The sequence below is a fragment of the Nitrospinota bacterium genome, from assembly GCA_009873635.1.
Taxonomy (GTDB): Bacteria; Nitrospinota; Nitrospinia; order Nitrospinales; family VA-1; genus LS-NOB.
Window position 1 is genome coordinate 252,587 of the sequence record WAHY01000001.1, and the last position, 14,087, is coordinate 266,673.

At 43.8% G+C, this 14,087-nt stretch carries 16 protein-coding genes; 7 read left to right on the plus strand and 9 right to left on the minus strand.

The window, feature by feature from the left end:
• Nucleotides 1-147 precede the first annotated feature (147 nt).
• Entirely contained in the window at nt 148-921 is a 774-nt protein-coding gene (locus F3741_01400; protein ID MZG29454.1) for a hypothetical protein, read from the plus strand.
• Nucleotides 922-926: 5 nt separating this feature from the next.
• On the opposite strand, the gene F3741_01405 is transcribed toward F3741_01400, so the two are convergent.
• The 9 genes from F3741_01405 to tatA form a co-directional block, all read right to left on the minus strand.
• Nucleotides 927-1,346, minus strand: a complete 420-nt coding sequence (locus F3741_01405; protein MZG29455.1) for a HAMP domain-containing protein — start codon at nt 1,344-1,346, stop codon at nt 927-929.
• A gap of 62 nt (nt 1,347-1,408) precedes the next feature.
• Nucleotides 1,409-2,434, minus strand: a complete 1,026-nt coding sequence (locus F3741_01410; GenBank protein MZG29456.1) for a M48 family metalloprotease — start codon at nt 2,432-2,434, stop codon at nt 1,409-1,411.
• A 9-nt stretch (nt 2,435-2,443) separates the two neighbouring features.
• On the minus strand, nt 2,444-2,953 hold the full coding sequence (locus F3741_01415) for an SH3 domain-containing protein (GenBank protein MZG29457.1): 510 nt from the start codon (nt 2,951-2,953) through the stop codon (nt 2,444-2,446).
• A 95-nt stretch (nt 2,954-3,048) separates the two neighbouring features.
• Complete coding sequence (locus tag F3741_01420; protein MZG29458.1) at nt 3,049-3,936, minus strand: N-acetylmuramoyl-L-alanine amidase; 888 nt, start codon at nt 3,934-3,936, stop codon at nt 3,049-3,051.
• A 44-nt stretch (nt 3,937-3,980) separates the two neighbouring features.
• Nucleotides 3,981-4,784: an NAD(+)/NADH kinase gene (locus F3741_01425; GenBank protein MZG29459.1), complete on the minus strand. Its 804-nt coding sequence runs from the start codon at nt 4,782-4,784 to the stop codon at nt 3,981-3,983.
• A 288-nt stretch (nt 4,785-5,072) separates the two neighbouring features.
• Nucleotides 5,073-5,561, minus strand: coding sequence for a bifunctional nuclease family protein (locus F3741_01430; GenBank protein MZG29460.1), 489 nt, complete (start codon nt 5,559-5,561; stop codon nt 5,073-5,075).
• Nucleotides 5,562-5,727: 166 nt separating this feature from the next.
• Nucleotides 5,728-5,976, minus strand: coding sequence for a zf-HC2 domain-containing protein (locus F3741_01435; GenBank protein ID MZG29461.1), 249 nt, complete (start codon nt 5,974-5,976; stop codon nt 5,728-5,730).
• Nucleotides 5,973-6,602: a sigma-70 family RNA polymerase sigma factor gene (locus F3741_01440; GenBank protein MZG29462.1), complete on the minus strand. Its 630-nt coding sequence runs from the start codon at nt 6,600-6,602 to the stop codon at nt 5,973-5,975. Before F3741_01440 ends, F3741_01435 begins: the two co-directional genes overlap by 4 nt.
• Nucleotides 6,603-6,782: 180 nt before the next feature.
• Nucleotides 6,783-7,046, minus strand: coding sequence for a twin-arginine translocase TatA/TatE family subunit (gene tatA / locus F3741_01445; protein MZG29463.1), 264 nt, complete (start codon nt 7,044-7,046; stop codon nt 6,783-6,785).
• Nucleotides 7,047-7,207: 161 nt separating this feature from the next.
• Between tatA and F3741_01450 the strand changes: the two genes are divergently transcribed.
• The 6 genes from F3741_01450 to F3741_01475 all read left to right on the plus strand — a co-directional run.
• On the plus strand, nt 7,208-7,813 hold the full coding sequence (locus F3741_01450) for an acyloxyacyl hydrolase (GenBank protein ID MZG29464.1): 606 nt from the start codon (nt 7,208-7,210) through the stop codon (nt 7,811-7,813).
• 84 nt (nt 7,814-7,897) lie between these two features.
• Nucleotides 7,898-10,603 carry an MMPL family transporter gene (locus F3741_01455; protein MZG29465.1) on the plus strand — a complete coding sequence of 902 codons (2,706 nt, stop codon included), beginning with the start codon at nt 7,898-7,900 and terminating at the stop codon, nt 10,601-10,603.
• A 190-nt stretch (nt 10,604-10,793) separates the two neighbouring features.
• Complete coding sequence (locus tag F3741_01460) at nt 10,794-11,597, plus strand: diaminopimelate epimerase (protein ID MZG29466.1); 804 nt, start codon at nt 10,794-10,796, stop codon at nt 11,595-11,597.
• Nucleotides 11,598-11,615: 18 nt separating this feature from the next.
• Nucleotides 11,616-12,488 carry a 4-hydroxy-tetrahydrodipicolinate synthase gene (locus F3741_01465; GenBank protein MZG29467.1) on the plus strand — a complete coding sequence of 291 codons (873 nt, stop codon included), beginning with the start codon at nt 11,616-11,618 and terminating at the stop codon, nt 12,486-12,488.
• A 90-nt stretch (nt 12,489-12,578) separates the two neighbouring features.
• Complete coding sequence (gene dapB / locus F3741_01470) at nt 12,579-13,379, plus strand: 4-hydroxy-tetrahydrodipicolinate reductase (protein MZG29468.1); 801 nt, start codon at nt 12,579-12,581, stop codon at nt 13,377-13,379.
• Between the two features lie 13 nt (nt 13,380-13,392).
• A partial coding sequence (locus tag F3741_01475; GenBank protein MZG29469.1) for a molybdopterin-dependent oxidoreductase occupies nt 13,393-14,087 on the plus strand: 695 nt, incomplete at its 3' end.

The window sequence follows — 14,087 nt, forward strand, 5'->3', positions numbered from 1 at the left end:
CCTTTCTTGGTAGTATTGTTGTAGACTAAACTCTTATAGTCCAAAGCTAAACAGTTTCTCACCAATGCCGATAAGTTATGGAGGCCTGGTCCAATGTAATCAAGCAAATTGGACAGCATATCAATCTCCAGACGGGTCGAATCAATTATGAAAAGAACCATAAGAAAGATCATCAGGTGGATGATATTTGGAGCGATAGTTTTTGGCGGATGGCAGGCTAACCTTCGCTGGGAAGAATTCAAACCAGTGCTGGCTGAGCTGGAAAAGAAACATCCCGAAAAATACGCAAAAATGGTTGAAGAGGCCAAATCTTTACATATTAACGAGACGAAACGTCTATATCATGAAATTGATACCATGACCTACCTGGAAGTGATCACCCTGCGATATGAAAAGTGGAGAAAAAAGAGTACTAAGGATAAGAAGTTCCATGAAAAATATTATGATGATGAATTGTTGAACAGGATCGATGTTCGGAAATCCTTTCAGGAAAAATACCAGACCCGTATAGATGAAATAAATAAATTGAAAATAAGCCAGCCGGTTAAAGTCCGTTTTGATAAATGGAAAAAAACGGAGCCCTGGAAACAAAGACTCATCTTGCATGAAAAATGTGTGAAATACGTAAAAATGGAGATGGAAAACCGGGAAGTTTATCGTAAGGATTTGGAAATTCCCAAAGTTGCAACCCTTGTTGCCCAGATCTCCAATGAACCCCTTCCTGTTGAGTTGCTTTGTGATAACCTGGTGCCCGTTACAAGCTCTTCAGGCAAAGTTCAGGAGACCGTGCTTCGTTTAAAACAAGTTCTAAGCTTTAAATACTTCATCCTGCTTTTAGAAGAGATAGGTATTCCGAAGAGAGAGATATTTCAATTTAAAGATGAATTGAGCAGGGAGGTGAGGGACTATACTGACTATTGATTTTTTTAGGAAGGGATTTTCGACTGCTCTTTTTCCTCAGTGTCATTCTGATTTATATTTTCTGTTAATTTAGTGATTGCAGTCGCCAGCTGTTTAATTTCAGTGTTAGATTTCATTTCGGGAAGTTCAGTTGTTCCTCGCTCTTCCGCAAAGGTTACCAGCTTTTTTAACGGTTTTATAATCATGCTGACGGTGTAAAATCCACCAATAACTGACACCAGGCTTCCAACAATAGCCATTCCGATCATCTCGTTTTTTAACTGCCCGGCACTTCGTATAACCCTGGTTTTCAGTAATTCCATTTGATCAGGCGCAAGATTCTTAGTGTCCATAGTTCCTACTATTCTTTCAATCTGACCCAGTTGGATGTAAAGAAAGAATGCTGCATATCCCAGGCAGGATATAACAACGATGTAACCAGTCATTAGAAGATTGATGATGCTCTTTTTTTCTCCGGGAAGTTCGTCACGAAATATGGAATTCTGCTTCATGGTGTGTCAGGCCTTTTTATAGCTGCGAGGAGTCTTTTCTCTAAAACGGGATAGAGGGCGGTTTTTTTATAACGCCGCCAGGTTTTTTTCAATATATTATAACGTTCTCCCGCTGAGGGGTGAGTGCTCATAAATATAGACTTGTTACCAGCCCTGCTTTTGCCCAGTTTTAGAATAAAACTTTGCAGTCCACCGGGGTAATAGCCCATTCTGTAAGCAAACTCCCGCCCGTACTTGTCTGCTTCAAACTCAAGGTTTTTGTCCAGACCTTTGGTGAACAGGACATTTGATACCTCATCAATTAATTTATCGAACATGCCGGGGTTTTCATCCATCACTGTTAGTGTGAGGGCACTGACCCCCTGCAAGCTCCTGCTTCGTTCCAATGTCTTCAGGGCATGTTTTTGGCTTATATGAGCTACTTCATGCGCCAGGACGCCGGCCAGCTGGGCCTCGTTTTCAATCATCCTTAATAATCCTATGCTCACAAAAACGTAACCTCCAGGAGTTGCGAAAGCATTAGGATATTCGGTATTTAAAATCGCGAAGTGATAATCAATATCCGGGCGATTGGAAACATCCGCAACGGCCCTTCCTACTAAATTTATATAGCGGACCAGTTCAGGGTCGTTATAGGGACCTCCATATCTGTTGAACACTTCAACAGCCAGTCTCCCGCCTATTGCCTTTTCCTCTTCAAAAGCAATTGGTTGAAGAGCTTGAAGGGTATTCACACTCTGTTTGAGAATCTTGGAAGTTTTTTTATCAAAAAGACCCAGTGATTGCCCTAGACCAATCATTCCACCACCACTTGTATTTTGTTGTCGTGGTTGATCTGGTTCCTTAGTCTTGATATTCAATTCCTCTTCTTTTGGCTCAGGTTTGGGGCGCGTAGACTTTTCCACTTCTTTCAAAATGCCATTCAGATTGAAAGAATAGGACGGCTTTCCCCATGCCAAAAGGCCTAAAAGCCCGATACAGATAAAACCAATCTTGAAAATTTTTAAATTCTTTAAAAACATGACAGATTATTATTGGGAATACTCACCCAGTTTACCTTCTTCAAGAAACCGGTCCAGTTCTTCTGGACGCACTTTAAAACTTTCCATATTTTTTACAGCCTGGATACTTTCTTCTGTGGCGCCTTTTTTGCGGGCATGTTGTTCTGAAATAGGACTTAAACCTCTTATACTTGAACCAGAAGCAGACTCTCTCGCTGACATTTTCTGTTCTCCACCTAATGCCGCCAATACGTCTCCATCACCTTGTCCGCCTGCCGGTGCTTTTTTGGTAAGCTTGAACCTGAAAATCCATCCCGTTTTTCCTCCAGTAGAAACCTCGAAAAACTTTCCGGATTTGCCTTTTATTTTAACAGGAGTCCCCTTGGAAAGCTTGCCCAACACTTTTGACCTTGCCGAAGCTTTGGCTTGAAGTTTCGTTGACGATTTTTTTACATACCATGTTTCGGCATTAGCCAAATGAGGTAGTAAAATGATCGCAAAGGCAATCAAAAAACGAATAAATACGGGTTTAGTCATCATATGTTTCTTACAATATTTTTTGGAATCTATCAAGCTTCTCCCAAACAAGACCAAAGGTCAACCTAAAACTCAGTTCGACAGCTTTTGACCTGGTCTCAATTCGAGTTGAAGGCTTTTTTCAGTCGAGCCCAATTGAAAGCCGAACCCGGATCATATTTGCACTCCATTCCATTGGTGCCTTTTTGCACATGCGAATGGCCAAGTATGCCTGAAAACCTGGAGTAGTTTTTTAACCTGTCAAGCGGATAGCGACGGGTATTCTTATCGAAGGGAACCTGCAGTTTCACCCTGGGAAGGAGAAGGTTGATGCCAGTACAAAGTTTGATCAAAGCCTGATACTGTTCTTCTGTAAAATCCCACATGCGAACCACGCGGCCATTGATTTTTTTGCTGAAGTATCCTCTTGAACCGTAAGCACGTGAGGGAATAGCCTTGAATCCAGGTGTCTTGATTTTCCTGCTGTAGTCATTGGGTAATTTAAGCACCCATTGTCCATTTATTTTTTGGTATTTATCCTTTTTGGAAGGTAGCCATTCGCATTCTTTTGCCAGGGCTTCCCATGAAAGGTTTGCCATCTCCACGTGGATAGCTCTTTCATTCCCTTGTCGGTCATCCGCAGGAGCAGTATTGGTTTTCCAGTACAAGTCACAGGTTTGATAAATGGTTCCGTCAAGATCCAGGTAGAAATGGCTCCCCTTAAAAGAACTTTCCAACATCAATTTATGGCAGTGGTAGGAGGAGTAACAGGCATCGTAATGGAGAACAAGCTGATGAACTCGCTGTGTTAATTCCTTGTATGCCAATTCAGGGTTCTGGATCCTGTAGGCTGAATCTTTTCTTGTTGGGGCGTCATTGAGCTTGGGATCATGATGAGAGCAACTGGACCTCCCTCTTTTATTGGGACAGGAAAAGCCTTCGTTCCATAAAACCACACGGGTTCCAATATTAATTTTGTGACCGCAGGAAACGATATTTTGATTCATAACTGGAGTCAACCGAGGAGTTGCGTTTGAAAGTATTCAAAAGGTTAACTTTCTGTCGTGCCTCCCCAGTGGAGTTTGGTTCTCAGAGTTTGATAATAGTTTTTTCCAGGAGCTTGTATCAGTTTTATTGAAATTTCTGCTTTTTCGACCTCAAGAATATCTCCAGATTTCATATCGCAACCCATCTGCCCATCCAATGTAATCCGGACATCCTCGTCTTCATGTCGCTTGGCCAGTTGAACTTTGATCCTGGAAGTATCGGGAATCACAATGGATCTGTTTGTCAGGACAAAGGGGCAAATTGGGCTCAGTACCAGGGCGTGCATGCTTGGGTGAATGATGGGTCCTCCTGCAGAAAGAGAATAAGCCGTAGAGCCTGTTGGTGTGGCAATGATCAAACCGTCAGCCCGGTATGAAGTCATGGGTTGGTCATTGACCAGTACCGTAAGGTTTACGATTCTGGCCAAAGCACCTTTATTGATAACAATATCGTTTAAAACATTAAAGCTTTGTATCTTCTTACCATCTCGCCAGAGCGAGGCATTCAGTAACATCCGGTGCTCTATTTCACATTCTCCATTCAGGGTGCTTTGAAGGGTAGGGTAGAGGTCCTCAAGTGTTGTTTCTGTTAAGAAACCCAGACTTCCAAGGTTGACCCCTAGAATAGGCACCCCATGCGAATGAGCGATGCGAGCTGCATTGAGTAAGGTGCCGTCTCCACCGAGAACAATGATAAGTTCAGAAGCGTCGGGAATTTCTTCGTAAGAACAGGTTGCTGTTTCGCCGATCAAATCTGCGGCATCCTGATCCATAAAAAGTTTGCAGTCTCTCTCTTGCAGCCAGCTCATCAATTTGTTGACGATTTTGGGGTCAACAGAGGAAGGCCTTGGTTTGCAAAATAACCTGATGTTTTTCACAGCTTTTCCACTTGAATAATGTGTTTAATGATGATGCCGGGAATAAACTCCAACTTTAATATTGGAAAAGATGAACAGCTGAGGAATGGGGAAACGAGCAGGAAAAATGTTTCGGCATCCACTCTGTATTGTGCAATAACCGGTAGAACTGAGTAATGCCTTCAAATTTCTGATAAACGTTCTTTGGTCTTTGCTATTTGACCCCATGCCTGGACAGTATCAAAGCTTGCCGAAGTCCTCTGGTTTTATATTATCCAGCCAGTTTTTCCATTGCGTGTCATCATCCGTTTTAGTTTTTTCCGGATCAGGGAGGTCCAGACTTTTAGCGGCTTCAATCACTTTCTCTTCAACAAAAATAGGTGACTTGGTTCTCAGTGCCAGAGCGATAGCATCTGAGGGGCGGGAGTCTATAGCGAGAGTGATATCACCACATACAAGTGAAATTACAGCGTAAAAGGTATTATCTTTTAGCTCATTGACGAGGATGTGGTTGACTTCAGCCTTCATATTTTGAATCAGGCTCTTGAGTAAATCATGCGTCATGGGTCGCGGAGTAGAGATCTTTTCTATCTCCAAGGCGATTGCGTTGGCTTCAAAATAACCTACCCATATAGGGAGAGCCCTGGCGCCGGTTGAATCTTTCAAAATAATGATGGGCATGTTGGTAAGAGGATCCAACGTCAGGCCCTCAACTTTCATTTCAACCATATCCTTGCCTCGAGAGAGGGTTATCAGAAAAAGCGATTCTATCAGGTTTGAAGTGAAAAATCAGAAGCTATTTAAAAAATATAGATAAACCAGAAAGGTTTGTCAATGTATAGTAAGCTTGAAATCCCACTCAAATCCCTTCGGGGATTTTATTATGGAGATAATGCTAGCTCTTTTTATGCTGCTCTTTATTTTTTTTTAAAAAATCTTGCAGAGTTAGGCGAACTTCATCAGGAATTTCAATTTGATTCAAGGTATCACGACAAATTTTGGTTGTAGATTTATAAGTATTCAAAAAGGCGATACAAGGGGGGCATTCTTCAAAATGTTCCTCAAGAGATTTGCTGGTGTCCTCGTCCAGCGAACCTTCAATATAATCGTATAGAAAATCAATGCATTCTTTACAACAGATCATGTTTCCCCCTTTTGGGAATGGTATTCCTCAAAATAACCTGATAGTTTTTTCCTCAAAAACAATCGAGCTCGGTGTAGTCTCGATTTAACTGCTGGAATAGTAAGGTCCAATACTTCGCTCACCTTTTCGGTAGAAAGGCCTTCTACATCTCGCAGCAAGAAAACCACTTTTTCTTTTTCAGGCAATTGTCCAACAGCTTTATTGATGATTTCACGTGTTTCATTAGTAAACAATAAAGACTCGGTATTTTCAGACCAGTCCTGAATTTTTTCCTGCTGAAACCCGGCGTTATTGAAAGACGGTAATAATTCGTCAATCGATATATTGGGCTCCTTTTTCTTGCTTCTAAGTTTCATATAGCTGGCATTAAGGGTAATACGGTAAACCCAACTCGAAAATGCCGATTTGCCCTGAAACATATGGATCTTCTTGAACAAGGTCAGGAGAACCTCCTGAGTCACGTCCTGTGCATCCATTTGGTTACGCATCAGGTTGAAACTTAGCGCGTACACTTTCTTTTGATAAAGCTCAGCTATTTTGTCGTAGGCCTCAAGGTTTCCAGCTTGAAAATCCTTGACTAGAGCTTCTTCAAGTTCTTTATTTTCTTTTTGCTGGGTAAAGGACATAAAAAGCAAATCCGGTTTATTTTCTACTGGAAACAGGATACTCCTTATAGAAACATTACGGGATTTGCAGTTTCCCCTTTTATTCCAGTATTTTTAAGATGCTTTGAAATACAAAGCGATTCGTCTAAATGCGAATCTTTGTATAAAACATACCCTCTGGATGGGTGAAAGGTGGGTTGCTTATTTGGTTTCCTGTTCTGTGGTAGAGGCTACAGGGTTCTCGGCAGACTCAGGCTTATCGCTTTCTCCTTCAGTTACTTCTTTTGCCGCCTCTTCAGCAGCCACTTCTTCTTCTGCGTTCTCTTCGGCTTCTTTCATGGACTTCTTGAAATTCCGAATGCTGTTACCGAAAGCACTGCCAATTTCCGGAAGCTTACCAGCCCCGAAGATAATCATGATAATGACCAAAATGATCATTAGTTCTGGAAAACCTATTCCCATCATAGCGAAAATCCCTTTATTTATTTGAGAAAACGCCGATTATAACACAAACGGGATTGAAGACAAATGTAAATAATGGTCTGAAAATCATTGCTTTTATGCTAAAATCCAGCCTTTAGTTTGAGTTTTTGTAAATAGTTTTTAACTTTAGGAAACAATAGGATATGAAATTAATATTGCGTTCGGCCTTTGTTCTTGGGTTCTTCTTGATGTTCAATGTGACGAATGTGAATGCTGACAATTTTTCACAAAGGTTCTCAAAAGGGAATTCTGATTTCGGAGCAGAGGTAGGCTGGGGTTGGACTTTTGATCTCCCTCCCGGTCCAAACCGTACTGATCTGGGTTTCGGTTTCTTTTTTCCGAACTGGCAACGCAATTTGACAGGGGTGATCGCTAAAGACAGCTGGTATCAAGGGGCCTGGTTCTACCATATGGAAGGCGGTATCGCTGTTTCTGATAGATCTAATGGATATCTGGTCGGTTGGTCGCCACTCATGGCCCAATATAAATTTCTTAGTCCAAAACGAAGATGGGCACCGAATATTCTACTCGGTACGGGTTTTTCCATGACGGACTGGAAAGATGAAGCCGAGAGAGAGTTAGGCAGTGAGTTTCAGTTCCTGCTGCATGCTGGAGCGGGAATAGAGTACTTCAAGGAGAAGGGTGCCTATTCAATCAACTACAGGCTCTTTCATGTGTCAAACGCCGGAATTCAATTTCCTAATATCGGACTCAATGCCCACGTAATAACCTTTGGCGTGCGTTTCTAACGCAGAGTCTCCGCTGGTCGACAAAACCGGTTATCTGCCAAAAAAAGCCCGTCGGCCTCAAGCCTGGTGGTTGAAAAAACTCCCATGACATCCGGTTTTCTCACCCGTTTTTTATCTGCGATTGAACGATTTGCCCACCGGCATTCACTTCTTGTTGTTTTCTCATCTCTTCTACTTGCTGTACTGGCTTTGTGGGTGACCGCCCAAAAACTCACTTTCAAAACAGGACGTGGTGATCTTGTTGCAAAAGGCCTGGCTTATGTCGAACGATATGAAAACTATCGTGAGCAATTTGAAGACCTGGACGGCATGGTCGTTGTCGTGGAAGGAAAAACAAATGCAGATATGGCCGGATTTGCCGAAGCATTGCAAAAGAAACTACTGACCCAACCACAATTATTCTCAAAGGTAGTCCATAAAATTGATACCAGTTACTTCCGTTCCAGATTTATGCTTTATCTCGACCGGGGTGAATTGGAAACGCTGACAAGCAAGCTTGAAGACCATCAGGACTTTCTGGAGTCTGTAAACAGTTCTCCCGGACTTCACCCTCTTTTAGCCAGCATTAACGCTGAAATCAGTTCTGGCATGGTTGACTCTCTTCTCAGTGATTTCCTGGGAGAAGAGGAAGAGAAAAAAAAAGAAGATGAGGGCGACCTCAACCTGTTGGTCAGGCTCCTTGAGGAAATGAACCGATTTCTAATGGGTGAAACAAGTTATCGCTCTCCCTGGCAGTCCCTGTTCAAAGGTGGCGAAGAATCTTTACGGGAACAAGGTTATATGGTCTCAAAAAATGGGGACCTGCTTTTTATTCTTGTGGTGCCCAACGATGACGAAACCAGTTTTACCGGTTACAAGGATGCAGTGGAAAAGGCCCGCCAGCTAATCTCTGAAACCCGCAAAGACTTTCCAGATGTAACCGTAGGACTAACGGGTGAAGATGTGATATCAAGCGATGAAATGGTGACCACCCAGTCCGATGTTGAAATCGCATCAAAAATTGCATTGGCAGGAGTTGCCCTGCTTTTTATCGTTGCCTACCAGGGTGTGGTTAAACCTCTTTTGGCAGTGTTTTGCCTTCTGCTCGGTTTAAGTTGGACCATGGGATTCACCACCCTGACCATAGGCCATTTAAATATTCTTTCCGTAGTATTTACCACAATACTGATTGGCTTAGGAATTGATTTTGGAATACATATACTTGAGCGTTTTAAAGAGGAACGTGAACAGGGCAACGAAATTCTTACGGCACTGCAAAAAACCCTGCAGGGAACTGGAAAAGGAAATTTTTCCGGTGCCATCACAACCGCTATGGCGTTTGGGGCCATGGTGTTGACCGACTTCACAGGTATTGTTGAACTGGGCTGGATAGCAGGATGGGGAATTCTCTTTTGTATGGTTGCAATGCTATTGGTTCTCCCCGCATTGATCACGCTGGAAGAAACATGGAGAAAGACGAGTTATACAAATAAAAAAACAGCGGCTGTAGAACAAAGTGGAATCATCGATAAAATATTCGATCATTATTATTTCATCATCGGCTTGTGTATTATTCTGGTTCTCATTTCATCACTTGCGTTAAAAGACCTGCGGTTTGACTACAATCTTCTTAACCTGCAAGCTAAGGGAACCGAGGCGGTTCAATATGAAATGAAAATTCTTGAAAGTGCCGGGCGTTCGGCCTGGTCTGCGGCTATACTGGCTGACTCTCTGGAGGAAATTCAGGAAAAAGAGGACCAGCTCAAGGCATTGCCTACAGTGGCGCGGGTAGAGAGCGTCTCAGCAGTAATACCAAAACATCAGGAAGAAAACGCAGTCTTTGTCAGGGAAAAACTTGCACCCCTTTTAAACGATCTTGAAGTGGAACCGGAAGATGCGGACTTCTCATGGAAAGCATTGAATAAAACACTTAAACGTATCCAGTTCAAACTGCAAGGCAGGGAAGGGGATGAACTCAGCCAGGTTAAGGTGGCGGGAGACCTTGTTAAAAATTTTCGGGAACAGAGCCAGAAGGTGGAGCCCGACCTGGCAAAACAAAGGCTCGAAAATTTTTCTCAATTGCTTTTTACCGACTATCGCAACCTTATGGATGAACTCAAAGTCAACGCCAGTGCGAAACTTGTGAAACTCAATGAAATTCCTGAAGAATTAAAAAAACGATATATTTCGCAAAAGGGAAAATTTGTCGCTCATATTTTTCCCAGTGTCGATGTCTGGGACCAGGATGAGAGAAAAAAATATCTAAATGACCTCAGGTCGGTAGACCCAGATGTAACCGGAACAGCCGTCCATATGTTTGAGTCCACCCGGTTGATGACAGAAGGTTATGTCAATGGCGGAATCTATGCCATGACCGCGATCATCATTTACGTGTCTTTCCTGTTCCGGAATTTACGCACGGTTTTTTTCGTTCTCCTTCCTGTAATGGCAGGTTCCATTTGGACGGTAGGTATTATGGAATTGATCGGTTTGAAGCTCAACATGGCCAACCTCGTCATCCTGCCACTCATACTTGGAATAGGCGTGGTCAATGGTATCCACATCACCCACCGTTACAGGGAGGAAGAAGATAAGAACTCCAGTGTATTGGGGAAAAGCACCGGTCTGGCTGTCCTGCTCAGTTCTCTCACCACAATGATCGGATTTGGCAGCATGATGGTGGCGGACCATTATGGTGTGTATAGCCTTGGCCTGGTGTTGACACTGGGAGTGTTTAACTGTCTTGTTGCCTCTGTCACCTTCCTGCCCGCACTGCTGAAACTCAGCACTGACAGAGGCTGGAAAGTATAGCGGGGCAGGCCTCGCTGCCAACTTATAATACCCGCTGGGCGAAAAATAATAATCTCGGCGTAACCAGCGTGACGCTGGAACGCCAGTGGGTGGTGTGTTAGAATCTCCTCACCCTTATAAGTTGTTCTTGCAACCTTTGGCGGCTCGTGGACATCTTAAAAGAAACAATTTTCAAAAGGTAAGTTTTGATATGGCGATTCAATTTACAAAAATGAGTGGCAGTGGCAACGATTTCATCATCATTGATAACCGGGTACCGGTGATGGATGACGATAAAAAGCGTGATTTTGTCCGGCGTGTGTGTGACCGTAAAATGTCCATCGGTGCAGATGGGGTGATTTTTGTCGAAAACTCGGACAAGGCCGATATTAAATGGGATTTTTATAACGAAGACGGTTCCTCTGCCGAGATGTGCGGTAATGGCGGCCGTTGTGTGGCACGCTATGCGGTGGAAAAGAAAATAGCCCCTGCAAAACTGACGCTTGAAACCATTGCCGGAATTATTGGCGCGGAAGTCAGTGATGGCAATATTAGAGTCAAGCTCACTCAGCCGGAAAACTTACAGCAGGATATCCCTGTCGCTCTGAATGGTACGCAATACCAGGTAGATAGTCTCAATACCGGTGTTCCTCACGCAATTGTTTACTCTGATAATATCGAAGACGTGAATGTCAAGGAGGCGGGGCATGGCATCCGCTTCCACGAAGCATTTGCTCCAGCGGGGACCAATGTTGATTTTGTGGAAAAGGTCGGTGACCGTGCTCTTAAAATCCGCACTTACGAACGCGGTGTGGAAGATGAAACGCTTGCCTGCGGAACCGGTGTGGTCGCCTCGGCACTGTTATCTTATTATAAAAAAATGGTTCAGCCTCCGGTAGAAGTTGAAACCCGGGGAGGAGACATTTTGAAAGTCGACTTTGAAACGGATAATGGTGATGTTTATCTGGAAGGTCCTGCCCGTATAGCTTTTGAAGGTACGCTTGTAGAATATTAACCCATAATTCTGGTTCCAATGTTTGAAGGATCGTATGTTGCTATAGTGACTCCGTTTAAAAACGGAAAAGTGGATGCCCCTGCTCTTAGTGGGTTGATTGAGTTTCATATTGAAAATGGGACGAATGGTATCGTGCCCTGTGGAACTACCGGCGAGTCGGCCACTTTGGACCACGCTGAGCATGAAGAGGTCATTAAAATTGCTGTCGACACTTGTAAAGAGCGGATTCCCGTTTTGGCAGGTACTGGCTCAAATTCTACTCATGAAGCCGTGGAGTTAACCCAGCGCGCTCAGAAAATCGGCGCGGATGGGGCCTTGTTGATCACTCCTTATTACAATAAACCGACTCAGGAAGGTTTGTTCCAGCATTTTTCTTCAGTGGCCAATGAGACAGATCTGCCCATCGTTCTTTACAACGTACCCAGCCGTACTTCCATAAATATGTCTTCGGGCACCGTTGCGCGTCTGAGCGCACTCAAAAATATTGTCGGAATCAAAGAAGCTTCTGGTTCTCTGGTGCAAGTCAGCGAGATCATAGCTTCCTGCGGTCCGGATTTTGAAGTGATTTCTGGAGAAGACGCGTTGACATGGCCGATGATGGCTATAGGTGGCAAGGGAGCCATCTCGGTAACGGCTAACCTGGTTCCTGACAAGTGTGCCAATATGTGCAAGGCCGCTCTGGAAGGAAATATGGAAATGGCAAATGCCATACATTATGAGTTGTTGAAGTTGAGCGATATCATGTTCATTGAGACAAACCCCATTCCTGTTAAAACAGCCTTGGCTCTTATGGGCAGAATCGAAAACGAGTTCCGCCCGCCCTTGTGCGCTCCTTCAAAGGAACATCTGTCGCAATTGCAAACTGTGCTCAAATCTTATGCGTTACTATAAATTGCATAATAGAAATTTGAGACTGAGGAAACTTTGCTGGTTAACACAATGCTGGTTTCAAGCGGCGGTTCTCCGCCAGGAGGTAGAACATTGACAAAAATTCTTGTTATAGGTATTGCCGGACGCATGGGGAAGACCATAGCCGGATGCATTGAAGACACAGAAGGCGTTGAACTGGGTGGGGGGACCGAGCAGTCAGGAAGCCCTGATATTGGGAGGGATATTGGAGAAGTTGCTGGTATTGGCAATAAAGGTGTTGCTGTTTCTGATGACCTGGCTGCTGCTCTTGCAACCTGTGATTCTGTGATTGATTTCACCACGCCCGAATCAAGCATGGAGACTTTGAAAGTCTGTGCCGAAAAAGGCAAAGCTGTGGTGGTAGGCACCACCGGGTTTTCTCCGGAACAGCGTGATGAAATTGAGCAGATTGGTAAAACTATTCCTTGCGTGGTGGCTCCCAACATGAGCATTGGGGTTAATGTATTGTTCAAGCTGGTTGCAGATGCTGCGAAGGTGCTGGGTGACGCCTATGATGTAGAAATTGTTGAAGCGCACCATAAATTTAAAAAGGATGCGCCAAGCGGAACGGCGGTGCGTATTTCAGAAATTGTTGCCGATTCTTTGGGAAGAAATCTCGAAGAGGTTGGCGTTTATGGAAGAAAAGGTATTGCCGTGCGTACTCCGAAAGAAATCGGTATTCACACTTTGCGTGCGGGGGATATCATCGGTGAACATCGGGTTTTGTTTGGCGGCATGGGAGAAAACTTTGAAGTGTTTCACCGTGCACAGAGCCGGGAAACTTTTGCCAGAGGTTCTGTTCGTGCCGCTCAATGGATTCTGAACCAACCCAACGCTGTTTACGATATGCAGGATGTTTTGGGCTTGCGTTGATTAGGGGATAACTATGGACCCTTTTAAATTTGATCGCAGAAATTTCCTGAAGATTTTTTCTTTAACCACTTTGTCATCCTTGATACCTGGAAAAACAGGATGGGCTGACGATTTTCGCAACGACAAAAATATTCCCAAACGATATGTCCAAAACCGGGACATTCCTGGTTTTCATATTCGAAGTGCCAATCCCTTTCTTGGAGTGGATATGCAAAACTGGGGATTGGCGTTAGGGGGTATGGTTAAAAATCCCTTCGGTCTTGCTTATGAGGACCTGTTTGGATTTAAAATGTACTCCCAGGTTTCACGGCTTAAGTGTGTTGAATGCTGGTCTGCCAAGGCCAGGTGGGAAGGGTTCCGCTTTGATGAATTACTGGAAAAGGTCCAGCCCGACCCATCGGCGAAATATGTTTATATTCAATCTGCCGATTCCTATTACGAAAGTTTTGCTTTGGAAGAACTGCTTCGGCCTCGTGTCTTGTTTGTATTACGTATGGACGGTCAACCGTTGAGCCGGGATCATGGATTCCCACTACGGCTAATTATCCCTTACAAGTATGGTTATAAAAACATCAAATACATAACCAGTATCAAATTTCTTGATTCCCGCAAGCGCAATTATTGGTCGAACAATGGGCCTTATTCTGTTGATGGGACTATCCAGCCCGGTATTGATCACCCATTGGATTATGACAAGAAGCCCCTGCC

What these genes read in the sequence shown, in the direction of transcription:
- F3741_01425 (MZG29459.1), bottom strand. Translation starts at nt 4,784, where the DNA reads ATGAGCTGGCTGCAAGAGAGAGACTGCAAACTTTTTATGGATCAGGAT.
- F3741_01410 (MZG29456.1), bottom strand. Translation starts at nt 2,434, where the DNA reads ATGTTTTTAAAGAATTTAAAAATTTTCAAGATTGGTTTTATCTGTATC.
- F3741_01465 (MZG29467.1), top strand. Translation starts at nt 11,616, where the DNA reads ATGTTTGAAGGATCGTATGTTGCTATAGTGACTCCGTTTAAAAACGGA.
- F3741_01435 (MZG29461.1), bottom strand. Translation starts at nt 5,976, where the DNA reads ATGATCTGTTGTAAAGAATGCATTGATTTTCTATACGATTATATTGAA.
- F3741_01415 (MZG29457.1), bottom strand. Translation starts at nt 2,953, where the DNA reads ATGATGACTAAACCCGTATTTATTCGTTTTTTGATTGCCTTTGCGATC.
- F3741_01440 (MZG29462.1), bottom strand. Translation starts at nt 6,602, where the DNA reads ATGTCCTTTACCCAGCAAAAAGAAAATAAAGAACTTGAAGAAGCTCTA.
- F3741_01420 (MZG29458.1), bottom strand. Translation starts at nt 3,936, where the DNA reads ATGAATCAAAATATCGTTTCCTGCGGTCACAAAATTAATATTGGAACC.
- F3741_01460 (MZG29466.1), top strand. Translation starts at nt 10,794, where the DNA reads ATGGCGATTCAATTTACAAAAATGAGTGGCAGTGGCAACGATTTCATC.
- tatA (MZG29463.1), bottom strand. Translation starts at nt 7,046, where the DNA reads ATGATGGGAATAGGTTTTCCAGAACTAATGATCATTTTGGTCATTATC.
- F3741_01400 (MZG29454.1), top strand. Translation starts at nt 148, where the DNA reads ATGAAAAGAACCATAAGAAAGATCATCAGGTGGATGATATTTGGAGCG.
- F3741_01450 (MZG29464.1), top strand. Translation starts at nt 7,208, where the DNA reads ATGAAATTAATATTGCGTTCGGCCTTTGTTCTTGGGTTCTTCTTGATG.
- F3741_01405 (MZG29455.1), bottom strand. Translation starts at nt 1,346, where the DNA reads ATGACTGGTTACATCGTTGTTATATCCTGCCTGGGATATGCAGCATTC.
- F3741_01430 (MZG29460.1), bottom strand. Translation starts at nt 5,561, where the DNA reads ATGGTTGAAATGAAAGTTGAGGGCCTGACGTTGGATCCTCTTACCAAC.
- F3741_01455 (MZG29465.1), top strand. Translation starts at nt 7,898, where the DNA reads ATGACATCCGGTTTTCTCACCCGTTTTTTATCTGCGATTGAACGATTT.